We start from the raw sequence: 20,612 nt of genomic DNA on the forward strand, positions 1-20,612 counted from the left end.
TTATATGTATTTAAAGAGCATTGAGGTGCAGGGGTTTAAGTCTTTTGCCAATAAAATCAAATTTGAGTTCCACAATGGAATTACAGGCATCGTAGGCCCCAATGGCAGCGGCAAGAGTAATGTGGCAGATGCGGTGAGATGGGTCCTTGGGGAGCAGAGGGTTAAGCAGCTTAGGGGCGGGAGCATGCAGGACGTTATTTTTTCAGGGACGGAGAACAGGAGGCCCCTCAGCTATGCTTTCGTGGCAATCACGCTGGATAATTCGGACCATGAGCTTCCTGTAGATTACGAGGAAGTCACGGTGACTAGAAAGCTGTACCGTTCAGGGGAAAGTGAGTATCTTATTAACGGGGCAGGCTGCCGGCTGAAAGATATCAATGAGATGTTTTATGATACTGGGATTGGGAAAGAAGGCTATTCTATTATCGGGCAGGGGCAGATTGATAAGATATTAAGCGGGAAGCCAGAGGAACGCCGTGAGTTGTTCGATGAGGCGGCAGGCATTGTCAAGTTTAAACGCCGGAAGAACCTGTCAGTCAAAAAGCTGGAGGAGGAAAGGCAGAACCTGACACGTGTCAATGATATCCTGGCTGAGCTGGAGAAGCAGATAGGCCCTTTAAAAAGACAGTCCGAGGTTGCAAGGGAATATCTGAAGAAAAAAGAAGAACTGAAAGTATTTGATATTAATATGTTCCTGCTGGAAACGGAGCGTATTCAGGAGCAGATCACACAGACAGAGGGCAAGCTGAAGATTGCCTCTGAGGAGATGCAGGAAGCCAGCGTCAGATATGAGGAGATGAAAACAGAATATGAGGCTATAGAGGAGGAAGTAGACCAGATCGATTACTCTATAGAAAAGGCAAAGAGCCAGCTCAGTGAGACAACACTTTTGAAACAGCAGCTTGAAGGCCAGATCAATGTGCTTAAGGAACAGATCAATACAGTCCGCATGAATGATGAGCACTATGGGAACAGGGCCAGCACAATCCAGATAGAAATTGAGACAAGGCAGGCCCAGAGGGCAAAGCAGGAGCAGGAGAAATCTGCCGTGGAGGCCAGGCTTTCTCAGGTGAGGCAGGCAGATACCCAGGCAAGGGCAGGGCTGATTGACGTACAGTCCAGGATTGCAGCCCAGACTGCCCAGATCGAGGCAAGCCAGGCTGAGATCATGGAGCTCTTAAACAGCCGGGCGTCCACCCGGGCAAAAATCCAGCACTACAGTACTACCCAGGAACAGATTACCGCCCGCAGAGAGGCTCTGAAGCATAAAATTTCAGAGGTATCGGGGGAAGCAAAAAAGCAAAACGAAATCCTGGCTGCCCATGAAGAAGAGCTGAAGGCTATATCGGAAGAGATTGCAGCGTATACAGAAGAGGCGGACAGAAACGAACAGACCATAGAAAGGCTGCAGAAAGAACTGGCAGGCTGCCAGGACAAGCTCAGGATCGGGCAGACGGCGTACCACAGGGAGTCCTCCCGCCTTGAATCCTTAAAAAATATTACGGAGCGTTATGACGGTTACGGCAATAGTATCCGGAAGGTAATGGCGAATAAAGAAAAGGAGAAAGGCCTGCTTGGTGTTGTCGCTGATATCATAAAGGTGGACAAGGAATATGAGATTGCCGTGGAAACCGCCCTGGGGGGAAACATCCAAAATATTGTCACAGACAATGAAGAGACGGCAAAGCGGATGATTGCATATTTAAAACAGAACAAGTTCGGGAGGGCCACATTCCTGCCTCTTACCAGTATGCACATGAAAGCGCAGATACGCCAGGCAGAGGCGCTTGGCGAGCCTGGGGTGATTGGGCTTGCCAGCACGCTGGTCCATGTGGAAGACCGGTTCAGAAGTTTGGCAGAGCAGCTTTTAGGCAGGACGATTGTAGTGGACCATATTGACAATGGCGTCCGGCTGGCCAGAAAGTACAGACAGTCTTTAAGGCTGGTAACTTTGGAAGGGGAACTCATCAATCCGGGAGGATCCATGACAGGAGGCGCATTTAAAAATTCCAGCAACCTTCTGAGCAGGCGCCGTGAGATTGAAGAATTTGAGCAGACTGTCAGGATGCTCAAAAGGGATATGGATGATTGCGAAAGGGCAGTCAATGACATAAAATCCAGGCGTGCCGCGTGTTATAGTACAATCGATGAGATTCAGCAGAAGCTGAGGAAAGCCTCTGTCATTGAAAATACGGCCAGGATGCATGTGGAGCAAGTACAGATTAGGCAGAGAGAGTCAAAGGAACGCTATGAGGCTTATCTGCGGGAGGAAGAGAGTTTAAAGCAGAGGCTCGAAGAGATACTGGACAATGAGGATTCTATCCAGATGGAGCTGGAGGCGTCCGAGGCGCTGGAGAAGGAATTAAATATAAAAATTGAAGAGCTGCAGAAAAGGCTGGAGGCAGACAAGGCGCAGGAAGCCGTGCAGCTGAAAGCAACAGAGGAAGTCCACCTTTCGTTTGCCAGCCTGGAGCAGCAGCATACTTTTATTCTGGAGAACCTGGGGCGCATCCTGGAGGAGACGGAGAAATTCGAGGCAGAATTAAAAGAGCTGGATATCAGTAAGGGAAATGCGTCTATGGAGATTCAGGAGAGAGAGGCAGAAATACAGGATCTTAAAACTGCCATCGAAGATTCAAAGGAGCTATTTGCAGAAATCGAGGAAGAGATTAAAAAACAGGTGGCAAAACGTGAGGAACTCTCCATGAAGCATAAAACATTCTTAGGAAAGCGTGAGGAGCTTTCCAGGCATATGTCAGAACTGGACAAAGAGTGTTTCCGGCTGAACAGCAGAAAAGAGTCCTACGAGGAGGCGTCAGAGAAGCAGATTAATTATATGTGGGAAGAATATGAAATCACATATAACCATGCAATGGAGTTAAGAAATGAAAACCTGACAGACTTAGCATACATGAAACGCCAAACCCAGGTATTGAAAGGCGAGATTAAGAAGCTGGGAGACGTCAATGTCAATGCCATTGAAGATTACAAGAATGTCTCGGAAAGATATGAGTTCTTGAAAGGGCAGCATGACGATCTTGTGGAGGCGGAGGCCACCCTGCTGAAAATTATCGATGAGCTGGATGGAGCCATGAGGAGGCAGTTTGAAGAACAGTTTGCGCGTATATCCAAGGAATTTGACAGCGTATTCAAGCAGCTGTTCGGCGGAGGGAAAGGGACTCTTGAGCTGATGGAAGATGAGGATATCCTGGAGGCCGGCATCCGCATTATCGCACAGCCTCCGGGCAAAAAGCTGCAGAATATGATGCAGCTCTCCGGCGGGGAAAAAGCGCTGACAGCAATCTCCCTTTTGTTTGCCATCCAGAATCTAAAACCGTCACCCTTTTGCCTCCTGGATGAGATTGAGGCTGCCTTAGATGACAATAATGTCGTGCGCTTTGCAAAGTATCTGCATAAGCTGACGAAAAATACACAATTTATTGTTATAACCCACAGGAGAGGCACCATGACGTCTGCGGACCGCCTGTATGGGATTACAATGCAGGAAAAGGGCGTTTCTACTTTAGTATCTGTGGATCTGCTGGGAGAGGAGTTGGACAAGTAGGGATATATGTGGAAGGCTTAGGAGGAAGGCGGATGCTGTATGCAGAGCCTATTAATTGTATTTTCAGGCATGGTGATGCCTGTAGCTGAGAGGATAGGTACAGAATATGGGAGAAAAGCAGGGTTTTTTTAGAAGGCTCGTGACAGGGCTTACCAAGACAAGAGATAATATTGTGTCCGGCATGGACAGTATTTTCCATGGTTTCTCCAAAATCGATGAGGATTTTTATGAAGAGTTGGAGGAAACCTTGATCATGGGAGATTTAGGTGTCCACACCACGGAGAGAATTATAGAGGACTTGAGGCAAAAGGTGAAGGAGCAGCATATTAAGGAGCCTCTTGCGTGCAGGCAGCTTTTAATTGACAGCATCAGGCAGCAGATGGATGTGGGGGAGACTGCCTATGAATTTGAGGAGAGGACATCCGTTGTCTTTGTGATTGGCGTCAATGGTGTGGGCAAGACGACCACAATTGGAAAACTGGCAGGGAAATTCCATGGGCAGCATAAGAAAGTAATTCTGGCCGCTGCAGATACATTCAGGGCAGCCGCAAAGGAGCAGCTCAAGGAGTGGGCCATCCGGGCCCAGGTGGAAATGATTGGCGGCCAGGAGGGGGCAGACCCGGCTTCCGTGGTGTTTGACGCCGTGGCGGCGGCCAGGGCCAGAAAGGCAGATATCCTTCTCTGCGATACTGCCGGGCGCCTCCATAATAAGAAGAACCTGATGGAGGAACTGCGCAAAATTAACCGGGTCATTGAGAGGGAATACCCGGAGGCATACAAGGAGACCCTGGTAGTGCTGGATGCCACAACTGGCCAGAATGCCCTTTCCCAGGCCAAAGAGTTCCATGAGGTGGCAGATATTACAGGGGTTATCCTGACGAAGATGGACGGGACAGCAAAAGGGGGGATAGCTGTCGCCATCCAGTCAGAGCTGGGGATTCCTGTGAAATATATCGGCGTAGGCGAAAGCATGGATGATTTACAGAAATTTGATGCAGATGAATTTGTAAATGCACTATTTTACAGCGGAGAAACAGAAGAATAGGGTACAGAAAGAAGGGATAGAATGTTGACATTGGAGAAGTTTGAAGAGGCAAGTGAAATCGTAAAGCAGGTGACAATTCCCACAAAGCTCGTGTACAGTGATTATTTGAGTGCCCAGACAGAGGGCAGGATATATTTAAAGCCTGAAAATATGCAGCATACGGGGGCCTACAAATTAAGAGGCGCATACTATAAAATCAGCACCTTGTCAAAGGAAGAGCGGGAAAGAGGGCTGATCACTGCCTCGGCAGGGAATCATGCCCAGGGCGTGGCATATGCGGCTAAAAAGTACGGATGCAGGGCAACCATTGTGATGCCCACAGTGACGCCCCTGATTAAGGTGAACCGGACGAAGAGTTATGGTGCAGAAGTGATCCTTCACGGGGATGTTTATGATGACGCCTGCGCATATGCCTATGAACTGGCAGAAAAAGAAGGCCTTACTTTTGTGCATCCTTTTGATGACCTGGATGTGGCCACAGGCCAGGGGACAATCACAATGGAGATTATACAGGAGCTGCCCACTGTGGACTATATTGTAGCGCCCATCGGGGGCGGGGGACTGATTACCGGCGTGGCTACACTGGCGAAGATGCTGAACCCCAAGATCAAAGTGATAGGTGTAGAGCCTTCCCCGGCTGCCAGCATGACGGCAGCCCTTGCCGCGGGAGAGGTTGTTGAGCTTGACAGTGCAGATACCATCGCCGACGGAACAGCAGTCAAGGCTGTTGGGATTCAGAATTTGGCATACGTACAGCAGAATGTCGACGATATACTTTTGGTGGATGATGATGAACTTATCGGCGTATTTTTAGATATGGTGGAAAACCATAAGATGATTGTGGAAAACTCAGGCCTTTTGTCCGTCGCAGCCTTAAAACAGATGGACGTAAAGGGAAAGAAAGTTGTCTGCATTTTAAGCGGCGGCAATATGGACGTGATCACCATGTCCTCAATCGTGCAGCACGGCCTGATTCAGCGTGATAGAATTTTCTCTGTCTCAGTCCTCCTTCCCGACAAGCCGGGCGAGTTGGTGAGAGTGGCAGCCACGATTGCAGATGAACAGGGCAACGTAATTAAGCTGGAGCATAACCAGTTTGTGAGTACGAACCGCAATGCGGCAGTGGAGCTTCGTATTACTATGGAAGCATTTGGGACAGAACATAAGCATAGGATTTTAAATGCATTGGAGAAAAATGGGTTCAGGCCTAAATTAATCAGTGCAAAGCTATATTAGGCCATGTCCCGTAAATAGGAGGGGCCTGCTGTGTTTGTTGGCAGGCCCTGCCAAATGGAAGGAGTATTTATGGACAGAATAGAACCAGTACCGGGAGAAGTTTATGCGGATCGCCAGGGGCATAAGGTGAAAATCCTCTGCCTTTCGGTCCATATAAAGACAAAAGAGAAGCTGGTTGTTTATGAAATGCTGATGGATGGAGGGGAAATATATGCCTGCCCTAAAAAAGATTTTCTGGACTTGTTTGGCAGTTTGGGCACATTGTCCGGAGAGAGCGCCCTAAAAGGCGGGCAAAAAAATAAAGAATATGAGAAATCTCAGGAAACAATGCTGATTCTGGATTTTCTGGATATAAAATCAGAAGAAGATAAAATCCTATTTTTGCAGCAGCACAGAGATACTCTGACAGAACAGTTTCTCAGTACAGCAGCAGAGAGCCTGGGATTTATGGAGGCTAAGGCATCTTTAGGGCAGCGGTGTGATGATCTGATCAGATATCTAAAAATAAAAACAAAATATGAGTCCGGGCGTTTCAGATAGTCCCGGACTCATGTTATTTTCAATCAACCCGATGTCTCTCAAGAAGTGCATGGATTTTATCTGTTGGGTTTAAAACAGCGCCGATGGTCGTGTCGTGGTTCAGGGAATCTATGATGAGGGCAAGGAACTTACTCATATCGGCCTTTACAAAATATGGCTTTTCATCTACCTCAGGAGGCAGGTATGTCAGGTTGGTGGTGATGACACGGTCCAGATAACCTTTTTCATAATATGTATCAAATTTGCTGAAGCCTTCTGTGAACAGGCCGAAGGTGGTGCATACGAATACTCTGGCAGCCCTGCGTTCTTTAAGCTGCTTTGCCACATCCAGCATGCTTTCACCGGAGGATATCATATCGTCAACAATAATCACATCCTTGCCCTGTACGTCGGCTCCTAAAAATTCATGGGCCACGATGGGGTTTTTGCCGTTGACGACTGTAGAGTAGTCCCTGCGTTTATAGAACATGCCCATTTCCACCCCCAGTACATTGGAAAAGTATACGGCACGGTGCATGGCCCCTTCATCGGGACTGATAATCATGAGATGTTCTTTATCTGCCTTGAAGTCCGGCACAGCGCGGAAAAGTGCTTTCATAAACTGATAAGGCGGGTTAAAGCTGTCAAAACCGTGAAGGGGGATTGCATTTTGGACTCTTGGATCGTGGGCGTCAAAAGTGATAATATTTGTGGTTCCCATAGAAGCCAGCTCTTCCAGTGCAATCGCACAGTCCAGGGACTCTCTTTTTGTACGTTTATGCTGGCGGCTCTCATAGAGGAAAGGCATAATTACATTGATTCTGCGCGCTTTTCCATTGGCAGCAGAGATGATTCTTTTAAGATCCTGATAATGGTCATCGGGAGACATATGGTTTAAGTGCCCATTGACTGTATAGGTAAGGCTGTAGTTGCATACGTCTGTCATGATAAACAAATCTGTCCCGCGGATGCTTTCTTTGAGGATCCCTTTGGCCTCACCGGAACCAAAACGGGGACAGGAACAGTCCACGAGATAATTCAGAGACTCATAATTGACGTAGAGGGGAGAAGGCTTTACCTCACAGACTGTGCCTTTTCGGAAGGCAACAATATAGTCATTTACCCGTTCCCCCAATTGTCTGCAGTTCTCCATGGCTGCGATTTTCAGGGGCGCTATCGGAAGGGTCTTTTCCAGTAGTTCAATATTTGACATAATTTTCTCCTGTGTTAGACAAATTTTATGAAGTCTGTAAAATCAGACTCTCCTACATATATGGTTATATCATTTTTTATAATGAAATTCAAGTAACAGTTCAGCCATACCTTGCGCAACCCGGCGATTATGCTATAATGATAAGCAGGTCTTGGCAGGTTTGGCCATTGGCTGTGCCTAGCTGATATCCCCGCTGGCTGGGACAGGCGCGCCGATGACCAAAAGCGCTTTGGATGGACTAGCCGCAACCTGCGGCAGCAGAGAGATTTAGGAGTATTTAACTATGAACCATGAGCATATCGTAAGCTTTGTCCAACCCGGCAGTATTGGGGAAGAGATGGGAATTGAACCCGGGGACAGGCTTCTTAGCATGAATGGAAATGAGATCACAGACGTTTTTGATTATCATTTCTATGCAGAGGAGGAGGAGGTCGTCCTCCTTATAGAAAAACCAGATAAAGAGCAGTGGGAGCTGGAGATAGAGAAGGAGGCCGGGGAGGCTTTAGGGTTGGAGTTTGAACAGAGCCTGATGGATGAGTACCGTTCATGCAGAAATAAGTGTATGTTCTGTTTTATTGACCAGATGCCCCCGGGAATGCGCCAGACCCTGTATTTTAAGGATGATGATTCCAGGCTTTCTTTTTTGCAGGGAAACTATATCACCCTGACAAATATGAGTGACCATGATGTGGAAAGGATTGTAAAATACCGCCTGGAGCCTATCAATATATCTTTCCACACCACGAACCCCCAATTACGGTGTAAGATGCTCCACAACCGGTTTGCTGGGGACGCACTGAAAAAGGTGGATATCCTATATAAGGGCGGGATTGAGATGAATGGGCAGATTGTCCTATGTAAGGGCGTGAATGACGGCGGGGAACTGGAACGAAGCATCCGCGACCTGACAGAATATCTTCCATATTTAAAAAGTGTATCTGTGGTGCCTGTGGGACTGACAAAGTTCAGGGAGGGGTTATACCCTCTTGAGCCGTTTACAAGGGAGGAGGCAGCTTTAGTCCTGGAGACAATACACAAATGGCAGGATAAGATATTTGCAGAACACGGCACCCATTTTATACATGCGGGGGATGAGTGGTATATCCTAGCCGGGCAGGAGGTTCCGCGGAAAGAAAAATATGACGGCTACCTGCAGCTGGAAAATGGCGTGGGTATGCTGAGGCTTCTGCTGGATGAATTTGAGGAGGGTTTCAGGAAGCTTAAAGGGGACGCCAGGGTGAGAAGGCTGTCCCTTGCAACAGGTAAATTGGCGTATCCCTACTTAAAAGACATGCTTAAAAGGCTGAACCAGAAATTTCCCAATGTCCAAGTATCTTTATATGAGATAAGAAATGATTTTTTTGGCAGGCAGATTACGGTGTCCGGGTTAATTACAGGGCAGGACCTGACAGCGCAGCTTTCAGGGAAAGAGTTGGGGGACAGGCTATTGCTTCCATGCAGTATGCTGAAAACAGATGAGGACATATTTCTGGATGATTTTACTCTTGGGGATGTGGAGAGTGCTTTACAAGTAGAGATAGATATTGTAAAATCAAGCGGTCAGGACCTGATTGATGCAGTCCTGGGAAATGATGTATAATTGAGAAAGAGAAAGGCAGAAGAAAGATATGAGTAAACCAGTAGTGGCAATCGTGGGACGGCCGAACGTGGGAAAATCTACATTATTTAATGCTCTGGCAGGGGAGATGATTTCCATAGTCAAGGACACGCCCGGAGTCACAAGAGACAGGATTTATGCAGATGTGGACTGGCTTAACAGAGAATTCACGCTGATTGATACAGGAGGAATCGAGCCGGACAGCGGGGACGTGATTCTTTCCCAGATGAGGGAGCAGGCACAGATAGCCATTGATACGGCAGATGTAATTATTTTTATTACAGATGTAAGGCAAGGTCTGGTGGATTCCGATTCCAAGGTTGCGGATATGCTGCGCCGTTCCCAAAAGCCGGTTGTTCTTGTGGTAAATAAAGTAGACAGTTTTGATAAATATATGCCCGATGTATATGAGTTTTATAATCTGGGCATTGGGGACCCAGTGCCTGTATCAGCAGCTTCAAAGCTGGGGGTTGGAGACATGCTGGATGAAGTGGTCAGGCATTTTCCCGAAGGGGAGGGGGCGGGGGAAGAAGATGACCGTCCCCGGATTGCCATCGTGGGCAAGCCAAATGTAGGAAAATCTTCTATTATAAATAAGCTTTTAGGAGAGAACCGTGTCATAGTCTCTGATATTGCAGGCACTACCAGAGATGCCATTGACACAGAAGTGGTACATGACGGGAAGGAGTACATTTTCATAGATACCGCCGGACTGCGCAGAAAAAGCAAGGTTAAGGAGGAACTGGAACGATACAGTATTATACGGACAGTGACTGCAGTGGAGCGGGCAGATGTTGTGCTTATGGTAATCGATGCAGTGGAAGGCGTCACAGAGCAGGATGCCAAGATAGCAGGAATCGCCCATGAGAGGGGGAAGGGCATTGTTATTGTCGTAAACAAGTGGGATGCCATAGAGAAGAATGACCGGACAACCAGGGAATATGAGGGAAGGATCAGGCAGATCCTTTCATATCTGCCCTATGCGGAGATCATGTATGTTTCTGCCAAGACCGGACAGAGGCTGGTTAAGCTGTATGAGGTGATTGACATGGTGATTGAAAACCAGACCCTGCGGGTAGCCACCGGAGTCCTCAATGAAATTATGTCAGAGGCAGTTGCCATGCAGCAGCCTCCCTCTGATAAGGGAAAGAGGCTGAAGCTTTACTATATTACCCAGGTGTCCGTAAAGCCGCCGACCTTCGTCATTTTTGTAAACGATAAGGAATTGATGCACTTCTCCTATACAAGATATCTGGAAAATAAAATCCGGGAAGCTTTTGGATTCAGGGGGACATCACTGAAGTTTTTCATCCGGGAGAGAAAGGGGAAGGAGCAGTAGTATGGAACGTTTAATCTGTCTGTTGGCAGGATATGTTTGCGGCCTTTTGCAGACTGGGTATCTTGTAGGGAAGATGAACCATATTGATATCCGCAGGGAAGGAAGTGGCAACGCGGGTTCCACCAACGCAGTGCGTGTGATGGGGTGGAAGGCAGGGTTAATGACCTTTGCAGGAGATGTGATAAAATGCGTGGCTGCCGTTTTGCTGGTGAGATATTTTTACAAGGGCAGCGAATACCTTCCCCTGCTCGCCATGTATGCGGGAATGGGAGCCACATTAGGGCATAATTTCCCCTTTTATCTGCATTTTAAAGGCGGAAAGGGGATTGCTGTGCTGGCCGGACTGGTGGTTTCCACAGACCTGAGGATGGTGCCTATTCCGCTGGCGGCATTCCTCATTGCAGCAGTCCTGACAAGATACATATCCTTAGGCTCCCTGCTGGCCTCCGCCATGTTCTTCCTGGAGGTTGTCTTGTTTGGGCAGTTGGGAGTTTTTGGTATGTCAGCCCCCTATGTATATGAGCTGTATGCCTTGACATTGATACTGACACTGCTGGCCTGGTACAGGCATAGAGAGAATATTGGCCGTCTTATGGCAGGCACGGAAAACAGATTCGGATCTGGTAAAAAGAAAGTGTAGAGAATACCCAGGCGGGCGGATACGCAGGTTAATCTGCAGCATAATGTGTAAAAGGAGAGTAGATTATGGCAAATGTAGGTGTATTGGGAGCGGGAAGCTGGGGGACAGCTTTGGCAGTTCTCCTCCATGGGAACGGACATCAGGTTACAATCTGGTCAATTGATAATGGGGAAGTGGAGATGCTCTCAGAGAAACGGGAGCATGAAACAAAGCTGCCGGGAGTCAGGCTTCCAGATGATATGGCAGTCACAAATGAAATCAGTAAAGCGATTGTGGGCCAGGATTTTATGGTATTGGCAGTGCCGTCCCCCTTTACAAGGTCCACAGCGGCGAAGATGTGCCCCTATGTAAGCCAGGGCCAGATCATTGTGGATGTGGCGAAGGGAATTGAAGAAGCCACTCTTATGACCCTGTCCCAGCAGATTGAGCAGGAGATCCCTCAGGCAGATGTGGCTGTTTTGTCTGGCCCCAGCCATGCGGAGGAGGTAGGAAGGAAACTTCCGACGACCTGTGTCATTGGGGCAAAGACAAAAAAAACAGCGGAATATCTGCAGTCTATGTTTATAAGCCGCGTGTTCCGTGTGTACACAAGTCCGGATATACTCGGCATAGAGCTGGGCGGTTCCCTGAAAAATGTGATAGCACTTGCAGCAGGGATTGCAGACGGCTTAGGCTATGGCGATAACACAAAAGCGGCCCTGATTACCAGGGGCATTGCAGAGATAGCGAGGCTGGGAGTGAAGATGGGCGGCAAAATAGAGACATTTACCGGACTTACAGGAATCGGCGATCTAATTGTCACCTGCGCCAGCATCCACAGCAGGAACCGGAAAGCCGGTTATCTGATTGGACAGGGTAAGACCATGGAAGAGGCCATGGATGAAGTGAAAATGGTGGTGGAAGGTGTATATTCTGCCAAGGCAGCGGCCAGGCTGGCGGAACAATATGGGGTATCCATGCCTATCGTGTGCCAGGTCAATGCTGTGCTTTTTGAAGGGAAGAACCCGGCTGAGGCAGTGGATGAACTGATGCTTCGGGAGCTGAAAAGTGAACATTCTTCCCTGCCCTGGGAGTAAAAAGCAGGCCTTGGCCAATTTTGGGATTCTTGATTAAGTTTCAGGCATATTCCCCCTTTTCTGTGCATACATTTGTATCAGCAGAACAAGGGGGTATTTTTATGGATTCATTTCAGCTATACAAAGACATGAAAGCAAGAACAAACGGAGAAATTTATATTGGGGTGGTTGGCCCTGTTCGGACAGGCAAGTCAACCTTTATCAAAAGATTTATGGATCTCCTGGTGCTCCCCAATATGACTGACGAGCACGCAAAAGAGAGAACCCAAGATGAGCTGCCGCAGTCTGCATCTGGCACGACGATTATGACCACTGAACCCAAATTTGTGCCCAAAGAGGCGGCCTCCATCCGTTTGTCTGAGGATGTGGAGGTGAAGATCCGGCTTATTGACTGTGTGGGTTATATGGTGGAGGGAGCTTCAGGGCATATCGAAAATGATGCGGAACGGCAGGTCAAAACACCCTGGTTTGAGTATGAAATTCCATTTACAAAGGCGGCCGCCATCGGGACACAGAAGGTGATCCATGACCATGCCACTATCGGATTTGTTGTCACTACAGATGGAAGCATCGGGGGACTGCCCCGGGAGAATTATATTGCGGCGGAAGAGAAAACAATCAAAGAGTTACAGTCAATCGGGAAACCCTTTATTGTTCTTTTAAATTCCCAGAAACCTTATAGCGAGGAGACAAAGGCGCTGGGGGAGGAGCTGGAGGATAAATATCAGGTGTCAGTGGTGCCTGTGAATTGTGAACAGCTCAGGACAGAGGATATACATAATATTATGCGTCAGGTGCTGTTTGAGTTTCCTATTGCGGAGGTGGAGTTCTACATTCCCAAATGGGTGGAAATGCTCTCCCGGGAGCATAGGATCAAGGCCGACTTGCTTCAAAACGTGAAGGATATTATGGGGACTATGACGGATATACGCAGTGCTTCCAGGGAGGCGCCTCAGACAGAAAGTCCTTACATAGACCAGATCCAGGTGGATAAAATCGAGATGGATACAGGAAGAGTCCAGATACGCATTGGGTTTGCACAGAAATACTACTATGAGGTGCTCAGTGAACTGACAGGCACGCAGATCCAAGGAGAATACGAACTGATTTCCGCGATGAAAGAGCTGGCCTCTATGAAGGAAGAGTATACACAAATCAAGGACGCCTTTGCTGATGTAAAGATGAAAGGTTATGGCGTAGTGAGTCCGAAGAAGGAGGAGATAACCCTGGAGGAGCCGCAGATTATTAAACAGGGCAATAAATATGGTGTAAAAATACATTCTGAGGCTCCGTCCATCCATATGATACGGGCCAATATTGAGACAGAAATCGCTCCCATTGTGGGGAATGAGAGGCAGGCCCAGGATCTGGTGGAATATATTAAAGCGGAAAGTGAGACCCCGGAGGGAGTATGGGGCACCAATATATTTGGGAAATCTATCGAGGATTTGGTTATGGATGGCATGAGGAATAAGATTACTACTATAAATGATGAGAGCCAGGTAAAACTCCAGGATACTATGCAGAAAATTGTAAATGACAGCAACGGCGGGCTGGTTTGTATTATTATTTAATTCCTAAGTCTGTCCCAGATGGCCAGGCCATAAAATACATTGTTTTACGGGAATTTTTATAAAAATTTTTATTGTTAGTTATATCAACAGGAGGTATAATAGTCAACAGATATATAGAAGGGGGTGCCCTCAGGCATGCCGAAATACGTTCCCTGCCTTTATCTGCAGATAGCGCGCAGATAAAGGCAGGGAATATACGACAGAGACAGGAGAGATAAGATGAGCAAGCAATTTGAAAAATTGACAGAATGTTATAAATATTATCGGTCCGTGACAGATTTTGTACCGTCATCAGGGTTAATCCTTGGTTCAGGACTGGGGAATTATGCAAAAAATATGAGAGTTCTCTGGGAGATCCCATATGGGAGTATCCCCGGATTCCCTGTATCCACAGTGGAGGGGCATGACGGGAGGTTTCTCCTTGGTTATATAGGGGACGTCCCTGCAGTGGTAATGAAGGGGCGGGTACACTATTACGAAGGATATCCGATCTCGGATGTTGTGCTTCCAGTCAGGCTGATGAAGATGATGGGAATCAAAAGCCTTTTTCTCACCAATGCGGCGGGGGGGATCAACAGAGAGTTCAGGGAAGGGGACTTTATGATGATAACAGACCAGATTTCTAATTTTGTCCCATCCCCCCTAATTGGCGAAAATATTTCTGAACTTGGCACCAGGTTCCCGGATATGACCCACATATATGACCTTGGGTTACAGGACCTGATACGCAGGACAGCCAGCCAGGAGAAGATAAGGCTTAAGGAAGGGGTATATGTCCAGACAACGGGGCCTAATTTTGAGAGTCCTGCTGAGATCCGCATGTTTGCTGCGCTGGGGGCCGATGCGGTGGGCATGAGTACTGCCTGCGAGGCCATTGCTGCCAGACATGCTGGTGTGAAGGTATGTGGTATTTCTTGTATTTCTAATATGGCATGTGGGATCACTGGGGAAGAGCTGAGCCATTTAGACGTACAGGCTGTGGCCGACAGAAGGGGTGAGGAGTTTCAGCGGCTTGTCACAAAAATAATAGAAAAACTGGGTTAAGCTGCATTACGTGCAGATGTGCGGGCTGACAAAAGATATCCCGATAGACGGGACGGGCCTAAAGGACATATAGAAGAGAGGAGTTAAGGATGAACATCAGAATTTACAATGTCAGGATTTTGACAATGGAGCCAGGAAAAGATATTTTCCGGGGAGAGGTGTGGGTGAAAGGGGATACCATTGGATATGTAGGCCCTACAGTCCTCCATACATCAGAGAAATGGGACAGGGAGATTGATGGGCAGGGGAATCTTTTGATGCCTGGCTTTAAGAATGCACATACCCATTCCGCCATGACTTTCCTGCGTTCCCATGCAGACGACATGAAGCTGGATGAGTGGCTGAACAACCGTGTGTTTCCGGCTGAGGCGAAGCTGACAGGAGAAGATATTTATTGGCTGAATAAGCTGGCTTTTATGGAATATCTCACAAGTGGAATTACGGCAGCATTTGATATGTATATCAATAAGGCGGCAGGGGAGAGGGCTGCCGTGGATACAGGGTTCAGAATGGTACTCTGTGAGAGCATCAATGATTTTGGCGGCACCCTTGAGGAGGCCGAAGCTGATTATAAGAGGTACAATAAAGATCCGGACAGGCTGGTTTCCTACCAGCTTGGCTTCCACGCTGAATATACCACAGGAAAGTCCATGATGGAAGGACTGGCTGCGCTTTCCGGCAGATATAAGATCCCCGTGTATGTACACTGTTCAGAGACAAGAAAAGAAGTGGAGGGATGCAGGGACAGGACGGGCATGTCCCCAGTGGCCTATATGGAATCCTTAGGCCTTTTCAGCCACGGCGGCGGATTGTTCCATGGCGTGCATATGGATGAGGGGGATTTTGATATTGTAAAGGAAAAGGGACTGTATATTGTGACTAACCCGGCCTCAAATCTGAAGCTTGCCAGCGGCATAGCGCCGGTAAAGCGGTACCTGGATATGGACATACCGGTTGCCATTGGGACCGATGGGCCTGCCAGCAATAACTGCCTGGATATGTTCAGGGAAATGTTCCTGGTAACTGGGCTCCAGAAAGTGCTCTGTGATGACCCGGAAGCAGTGCCGGCATTGGAAGTGCTGAAGATGGCCATTGTAAATGGGGCCCACGCAATGGGACTGCCGGAATGTGACAGCCTGGCAGAGGGGAAGAAAGCTGATATGGTGCTTATAGACCTGCAGCAGCCCAATATGCAGCCCCTCCAGAATATAGAAAAGAATTTGGTTTACAGTGGCAGTAAACAGAATGTGAAGATGACGATGGTTGGGGGGAAAGTCCTCTATGAAGATGGCGCCTATTATCTGGATTCATCCAAAGAAGAGATTTTTGCAAGGGCAAACGAGTCTGCAAGGCGTATTCTAGGCTGATTGGGATAGAAAAGGAGTACGGTAGATGAAAGCAGCAATATTTACATTAGATACGGGGTTATATTTGTCAAAGAAGGAGAGCGCCGCGGCCGGCGCACTTAAAAGGGTGTTGGAGCAGGTAGGCTTTGAAGTCAAAGCGGCCGGTGTGCTCCCAGAGGATCAAAAGGTAGCCATGGCGGTACTTAAAAGGCTGGCAGATTCCAAAGCAGTAGATTTAATTCTGACGACAGGCGCTGTGGAAGTGGGACGCCGCGACTGTGCACCTGAGGTGGTCAGGGGAACAGCGGACAGGCTTCTGCCAGGCATACCGGAGGCTGTCAGAGCCTATAATATCCGCCATACAAAGCAGGCAATGCTTGACCGTTCTGAGGCGGGGGTGCGCAACCGTACGTTGATGGTGAACCTGCCAAAGAGCGCAAAGGCCGCCAAGGAGAGCCTGGAATATATCCTGCCGGAAATCGTGCGGGCAGTGGAGATGTTGGATGTATGATGAAAGTAACATATTTAAGCCATAGTGGGTTTCTTGTGGAGTGCAGTGGGACGTCCCCCGAAGTATGTCCTGTGGGGCAGGCGGACACGGAAGTATGGGATAAGATTTACTTATTATTTGATTTCTATAAGGGCAGCCTGCCCCAGATGGACAAGGATGCAAAGCTGCTGGCTTTTGCAAGCCACGCACACTACGATCATTTCAGGAAAGATATTTTTGACCTGCTAAGGCCCAGGGGGCAGGTCACATTTATTGTGTCAGATGACGTGGCCCTAGAGCCGGCGGAAGACATAATCTTTATGGGGCCTGGCGAGGAAATAAGTATTTCAGGATGTTCTATACGCACATTGCGCTCAACAGATGAAGGGGTTGCCTTTCTTGTCATGTGTGCAGGACACAGAATTTACCATGCAGGTGATTTGAACTGGTGGCATTGGGAAGAGGAGGGCCAGGCATATAATACAAAAATGCGGCGGAGTTATCAGCAGGAGATCAACAAACTTTCAGGCATGGAAATTGACGCCGCTTTCATACCAGTAGATCCCCGCCTTGGCGACGCTTATGTAAAGGGGTTGGATTGTTTTATGAGGCGGACGAATACAAAAGCTGTATTTCCCATGCATTTCTGGGGGAATTATGGGATCTTCGACAGGCTGGAACTGGAAGAGTGCACTCGGGAATACAGGGACCGGATCTGCCCCATACACAGGGAAGGGCAGGAGTTTATCCTGGAGAAAAAAACGGAGAAGACTTTTCAAGAATATATCCGAGAGGGAGGATGGAGTGAATAATTGGCTATGCATGTAAAAATATACACAGACGGGGCGGCACGGGGCAACCCGGAGGGGCCGGGCGGATATGGGGCTGTTCTGGAATATATAGATAAAAAGGGCGAACTGCACACAAAGGAACTGTCTCAGGGTTATATAAAGACAACAAACAACAGAATGGAGCTGATGGCAGTGATATGCGCCCTGGAGGCACTGAACCGGCCCTGCACAGTGGAGGTATATTCCGACTCCAAATATGTGGTAGATGCATTTAACCAGCACTGGGTGGATAGCTGGCTGAAAAAGGGATGGAAACGGGGAAAGAATGAACCTGTAAAGAATGTGGATCTGTGGAAAAGGCTGCTGCTGGCAAAGGAGAAGCACAGTGTAAGCTTTCACTGGGTCAAAGGCCATGACGGCCATTTGCAGAATGAAAGGTGCGATGAACTGGCGACAGGTGCAGCTGACGGCGGAAACTTAATTCCAGATGAGATAAGCGAGGTATAACTTTTGGAGAGACAGCAGAAAACGAAGGGATTAAACCGGGACTTTATTAAATATTGCGCTATGTTTACTATGTTCCTGAATCATTTCGCCACAGCCTTTTTGAGTCCCGGGACAGTTCTGTACGAAGTGTTGATTGATATAGGATATTTTACAGCAGTTACGATGTGCTATTTTCTTGTGGAAGGCTACTACTATACGCATTCTAAAAAGAAATATGCCTGGCGGCTTTTTATTTTTGCTTTGATTTCTGAAGTGCCCTATTGCCTGGCATTGGGGGTCATTATGCTGAATATGATGTTTACCCTGCTTTTGTGTTTCTTTATTTTGCTTGTGCTGGATGACCAGAGTTTGGGAAAGGTAAAGTATGTCCTTACAGTCCTTTTAGTGCTTGCATCCATATTTTCTGACTGGGCGCTGTTGGCGCCGGTATTCACCATTATGTTCTACACATGGAAGGATGACAGGGGAAAGACGGCCCTGGCCTTTGGTGTGGCTGCAGCCTTGTTTTTTGGCTTCAATATGCTGTCTTATACAGGCATTTATCCTGCAGCGGAAGCATTTCTGCGGTCTGTGGCTGCATCTCTGGGAATTGTGGTTTCAGGGATTGTAATTTTAAATTTCTATAACGGAAAACAGGCTGCGGGAGGCCGCAAATTTTCAAAATGGTTTTTCTATATATTTTATCCTGGGCACCTGCTTCTGATCGCAGCCATACGCTTTAGTGTGGACGGGCTTCCCGGTATATTTTTATAGTGAGGGGCAGGACAAAGATGCATTTGATTGGGCATACGGATGTGCCTGGACAATCTCCCCATATATGTCCGGGGTACCTTTTAATTCATGCCCCAAAGGGCCGGCAAGGTTTAGGAATTCAAGGTGAACATATGGACATAACAGAGAATCCATAGTATAATATAAAACTGTGTTAAGTAAGACAGACAATCGCGGCTGCAGGCGCCGAAAGGCCGCAGACGAGGAAAGTCCGGGCTTCACAGGGCAGGATGCCGGATAACGTCCGGTGGAGGTGACTCCAAGGCCAGTGCAACAGAAATAAACCGCATGGGCAGAGTGCTTGGCGAAATATTTTCAGGCCGAGTGCAGGCAAGATCCAGACACTTGAGGAGGCAGACCTGAATCTAGTGCCCGGATGATGCCAGGGCAATACACTTCTAAGAGTATTTCGCCAAGTGTTCTGCACATGTAAGGGTGGAAAGGCAGTGTAAGAGACTACCGCCTCGCTGGTAACAGGGAGGGCACATGTAAACCCCATCCGAAGCAAGACCGAATAAAAGCAATGTGGCTGCCCGTCACGCTTTAGGTAGGTCGCTTGAGCCTGGCGGTGACGCCAGGCCTAGATAGATGATTGTCCAACGACATAACCCGGCTTACCGTCTTGCTTAACCTCATAGAGTATGCTGCGGCGCCCCAGGTATCTGCGGGCGTTGTTTTGATTATGTCCGGGGCATCCCGCAATACCATGCCTTTAGGACATACCATGAACAAATAGAAAGGAATATATAGGAACATGGGAATGAAGATAAATGCGCAGCTCCCGCTGCCTGCAGATTTGAAGGCTGAATACCCCCTTTCTGCAGAGATACAGGAAATCAAGAAGAAAAGAGACAAGGAAATTCGGGACATTTTTACAGGGACATCTGATAAATTTATTGTACTGGCAGGGCCCTGCTCGGCAGATAATGAGGATTCTGTCTGTGAGTATGTGGAAAGGCTTTCCAGGCTGAATGAGGAAGTGTCTGAGAAACTGATGGTGATCCCCCGGATTTATACAAACAAACCCCGGACAACCGGGGCAGGGTATAAAGGGATGCTTCATCAGCCTGAGCCGGACCAGGCCCCGGATCTTTTGGCCGGTCTTATTGCAATCAGGAAAATGCATATCCGCGCCATTGAGGTGAGCGGCATGACTGGGGCGGATGAAATGCTGTATCCGGAAAACAGGAGTTACCTGGATGATATATTGTCTTACGAGGCTGTTGGGGCCCGGTCCGTGGAAAATCAGCAGCACCGCCTTACAGCAAGCGGCATGGATATTCCGGTAGGGATGAAAAATCCTACAAGCGGTGATTTTTCTGTTATGCTTAATTCAGTGACGGCCGCACAAAGTTCCCATACATTTATTTACAGAGGCATGGATGTGACAACCCAGGGAAATGACCTGGCTCATGTGATCCTGAGGGGCGGTGTAGATAAATATGGGACGTGCATACCGAATTACCACTATGAGGATCTGGTCCGCCTTTTGGATATGTATGAGAAAATGGATTTGAAAAATCCCGGGGCAGTGGTAGACGCCAATCATTCTAATTCAAATAAACAGTACAAGGAACAGATACGGATTGTCAGTGAAGTCCTGCACAGCCGGAAGTATAACCCTGCCCTTCAAAGGCTGATTAAAGGCGTTATGATTGAGAGTTATTTAGAGGAGGGGTGCCAGAGTATAGACAGTCATCGGGTATATGGGAAATCTATCACAGATCCTTGTCTTGGATGGGAAGATACACGGAGGCTTATTTATAAAATTGCAGAGAACTGTTAAGCAAAATCAGAAGAAAAAGGAGGAAAGAAAGCAGAGGGGAATCTGCCATAAG

At 47.9% G+C, this 20,612-nt stretch carries 17 protein-coding genes and 1 other RNA gene; 17 read left to right on the top strand and 1 reads right to left on the bottom strand.

Annotated features, from left to right (window positions below; translation table 11 throughout):
- The first annotated feature begins 4 nt into the window (after positions 1 to 4).
- The 4 genes from smc (at position 5) to EFA47_RS07155 (ending at position 6,386) form a co-directional block, all read left to right on the top strand.
- Complete coding sequence (gene smc, locus EFA47_RS07140) at positions 5 to 3,565, top strand: chromosome segregation protein SMC (protein ID WP_122642645.1); 3,561 nt, start codon at positions 5 to 7, stop codon at positions 3,563 to 3,565.
- A 106-nt stretch (positions 3,566 to 3,671) separates the two neighbouring features.
- Positions 3,672 to 4,610 (top strand): signal recognition particle-docking protein FtsY, encoded by a 939-nt coding sequence (gene ftsY, locus EFA47_RS07145; protein WP_122642646.1) that lies wholly within the window; start codon positions 3,672 to 3,674, stop codon positions 4,608 to 4,610.
- A gap of 21 nt (positions 4,611 to 4,631) precedes the next feature.
- Entirely contained in the window at positions 4,632 to 5,846 is a 1,215-nt protein-coding gene (ilvA, locus tag EFA47_RS07150) for a threonine ammonia-lyase (RefSeq protein ID WP_122642647.1), read from the top strand.
- 69 nt (positions 5,847 to 5,915) lie between these two features.
- The gene (locus EFA47_RS07155; protein ID WP_164689945.1) at positions 5,916 to 6,386 is read left to right on the top strand and encodes a hypothetical protein; all 471 of its coding nucleotides are present in this window, start codon (positions 5,916 to 5,918) and stop codon (positions 6,384 to 6,386) included.
- 19 nt (positions 6,387 to 6,405) lie between these two features.
- On the opposite strand, the gene EFA47_RS07160 is transcribed toward EFA47_RS07155, so the two are convergent.
- Positions 6,406 to 7,578 (bottom strand): ribose-phosphate pyrophosphokinase, encoded by a 1,173-nt coding sequence (locus EFA47_RS07160; protein WP_122642649.1) that lies wholly within the window; start codon positions 7,576 to 7,578, stop codon positions 6,406 to 6,408.
- Between the two features lie 283 nt (positions 7,579 to 7,861).
- Here EFA47_RS07160 and EFA47_RS07165 point away from each other — a divergent pair, with 283 nt between their 5' ends.
- The 13 genes from EFA47_RS07165 (at position 7,862) to EFA47_RS07225 (ending at position 20,560) form a co-directional block, all read left to right on the top strand.
- A complete protein-coding gene (locus EFA47_RS07165; protein WP_122642650.1) occupies positions 7,862 to 9,178 on the top strand; it encodes a DUF512 domain-containing protein in 1,317 nt (438 codons plus the stop codon).
- 28 nt (positions 9,179 to 9,206) lie between these two features.
- Positions 9,207 to 10,535, top strand: a complete 1,329-nt coding sequence (gene der / locus EFA47_RS07170; protein ID WP_122642651.1) for a ribosome biogenesis GTPase Der — start codon at positions 9,207 to 9,209, stop codon at positions 10,533 to 10,535.
- 1 nt (position 10,536) lies between these two features.
- On the top strand, positions 10,537 to 11,175 hold the full coding sequence (gene plsY / locus EFA47_RS07175) for a glycerol-3-phosphate 1-O-acyltransferase PlsY (RefSeq protein ID WP_122642652.1): 639 nt from the start codon (positions 10,537 to 10,539) through the stop codon (positions 11,173 to 11,175).
- Positions 11,176 to 11,240: 65 nt separating this feature from the next.
- Entirely contained in the window at positions 11,241 to 12,251 is a 1,011-nt protein-coding gene (locus EFA47_RS07180) for an NAD(P)H-dependent glycerol-3-phosphate dehydrogenase (RefSeq protein WP_122642653.1), read from the top strand.
- A 101-nt stretch (positions 12,252 to 12,352) separates the two neighbouring features.
- Positions 12,353 to 13,825 (top strand): stage IV sporulation protein A, encoded by a 1,473-nt coding sequence (gene spoIVA, locus EFA47_RS07185; RefSeq protein ID WP_122644445.1) that lies wholly within the window; start codon positions 12,353 to 12,355, stop codon positions 13,823 to 13,825.
- 219 nt (positions 13,826 to 14,044) lie between these two features.
- Positions 14,045 to 14,869, top strand: coding sequence for a purine-nucleoside phosphorylase (locus EFA47_RS07190; protein ID WP_122642654.1), 825 nt, complete (start codon positions 14,045 to 14,047; stop codon positions 14,867 to 14,869).
- 89 nt (positions 14,870 to 14,958) lie between these two features.
- On the top strand, positions 14,959 to 16,236 hold the full coding sequence (locus EFA47_RS07195; RefSeq protein WP_122642655.1) for an amidohydrolase: 1,278 nt from the start codon (positions 14,959 to 14,961) through the stop codon (positions 16,234 to 16,236).
- Between the two features lie 25 nt (positions 16,237 to 16,261).
- Positions 16,262 to 16,726 carry a molybdopterin-binding protein gene (locus EFA47_RS07200; protein WP_122642656.1) on the top strand — a complete coding sequence of 155 codons (465 nt, stop codon included), beginning with the start codon at positions 16,262 to 16,264 and terminating at the stop codon, positions 16,724 to 16,726.
- Positions 16,723 to 17,517, top strand: coding sequence for an MBL fold metallo-hydrolase (locus tag EFA47_RS07205; RefSeq protein ID WP_122642657.1), 795 nt, complete (start codon positions 16,723 to 16,725; stop codon positions 17,515 to 17,517). Before EFA47_RS07200 ends, EFA47_RS07205 begins: the two co-directional genes overlap by 4 nt.
- A 6-nt stretch (positions 17,518 to 17,523) precedes the next feature.
- Positions 17,524 to 18,003, top strand: coding sequence for a ribonuclease HI (gene rnhA / locus EFA47_RS07210; RefSeq protein WP_122644446.1), 480 nt, complete (start codon positions 17,524 to 17,526; stop codon positions 18,001 to 18,003).
- Between the two features lie 3 nt (positions 18,004 to 18,006).
- Positions 18,007 to 18,756, top strand: coding sequence for a TraX family protein (locus EFA47_RS07215; protein ID WP_235853231.1), 750 nt, complete (start codon positions 18,007 to 18,009; stop codon positions 18,754 to 18,756).
- A 173-nt stretch (positions 18,757 to 18,929) separates the two neighbouring features.
- Positions 18,930 to 19,407: RNase P RNA component class A (rnpB, locus tag EFA47_RS07220), an RNA gene on the top strand.
- Between the two features lie 121 nt (positions 19,408 to 19,528).
- Positions 19,529 to 20,560: a 3-deoxy-7-phosphoheptulonate synthase gene (locus EFA47_RS07225; RefSeq protein WP_122642658.1), complete on the top strand. Its 1,032-nt coding sequence runs from the start codon at positions 19,529 to 19,531 to the stop codon at positions 20,558 to 20,560.
- Positions 20,561 to 20,612: the final 52 nt, after the last annotated feature.

Origin of the sequence: Luxibacter massiliensis, assembly GCF_900604355.1 — a bacterium.
GTDB classification, from domain to species: domain Bacteria; phylum Bacillota; class Clostridia; order Lachnospirales; family Lachnospiraceae; genus Luxibacter; species Luxibacter massiliensis.

What these genes read in the sequence shown, in the direction of transcription:
- smc (WP_122642645.1), top strand. Translation starts at nt 5, where the DNA reads ATGTATTTAAAGAGCATTGAGGTGCAGGGGTTTAAGTCTTTTGCCAAT.
- ftsY (WP_122642646.1), top strand. Translation starts at nt 3,672, where the DNA reads ATGGGAGAAAAGCAGGGTTTTTTTAGAAGGCTCGTGACAGGGCTTACC.
- ilvA (WP_122642647.1), top strand. Translation starts at nt 4,632, where the DNA reads ATGTTGACATTGGAGAAGTTTGAAGAGGCAAGTGAAATCGTAAAGCAG.
- EFA47_RS07155 (WP_164689945.1), top strand. Translation starts at nt 5,916, where the DNA reads ATGGACAGAATAGAACCAGTACCGGGAGAAGTTTATGCGGATCGCCAG.
- EFA47_RS07160 (WP_122642649.1), bottom strand. Translation starts at nt 7,578, where the DNA reads ATGTCAAATATTGAACTACTGGAAAAGACCCTTCCGATAGCGCCCCTG.
- EFA47_RS07165 (WP_122642650.1), top strand. Translation starts at nt 7,862, where the DNA reads ATGAACCATGAGCATATCGTAAGCTTTGTCCAACCCGGCAGTATTGGG.
- der (WP_122642651.1), top strand. Translation starts at nt 9,207, where the DNA reads ATGAGTAAACCAGTAGTGGCAATCGTGGGACGGCCGAACGTGGGAAAA.
- plsY (WP_122642652.1), top strand. Translation starts at nt 10,537, where the DNA reads ATGGAACGTTTAATCTGTCTGTTGGCAGGATATGTTTGCGGCCTTTTG.
- EFA47_RS07180 (WP_122642653.1), top strand. Translation starts at nt 11,241, where the DNA reads ATGGCAAATGTAGGTGTATTGGGAGCGGGAAGCTGGGGGACAGCTTTG.
- spoIVA (WP_122644445.1), top strand. Translation starts at nt 12,353, where the DNA reads ATGGATTCATTTCAGCTATACAAAGACATGAAAGCAAGAACAAACGGA.
- EFA47_RS07190 (WP_122642654.1), top strand. Translation starts at nt 14,045, where the DNA reads ATGAGCAAGCAATTTGAAAAATTGACAGAATGTTATAAATATTATCGG.
- EFA47_RS07195 (WP_122642655.1), top strand. Translation starts at nt 14,959, where the DNA reads ATGAACATCAGAATTTACAATGTCAGGATTTTGACAATGGAGCCAGGA.
- EFA47_RS07200 (WP_122642656.1), top strand. Translation starts at nt 16,262, where the DNA reads ATGAAAGCAGCAATATTTACATTAGATACGGGGTTATATTTGTCAAAG.
- EFA47_RS07205 (WP_122642657.1), top strand. Translation starts at nt 16,723, where the DNA reads ATGATGAAAGTAACATATTTAAGCCATAGTGGGTTTCTTGTGGAGTGC.
- rnhA (WP_122644446.1), top strand. Translation starts at nt 17,524, where the DNA reads ATGCATGTAAAAATATACACAGACGGGGCGGCACGGGGCAACCCGGAG.
- EFA47_RS07225 (WP_122642658.1), top strand. Translation starts at nt 19,529, where the DNA reads ATGGGAATGAAGATAAATGCGCAGCTCCCGCTGCCTGCAGATTTGAAG.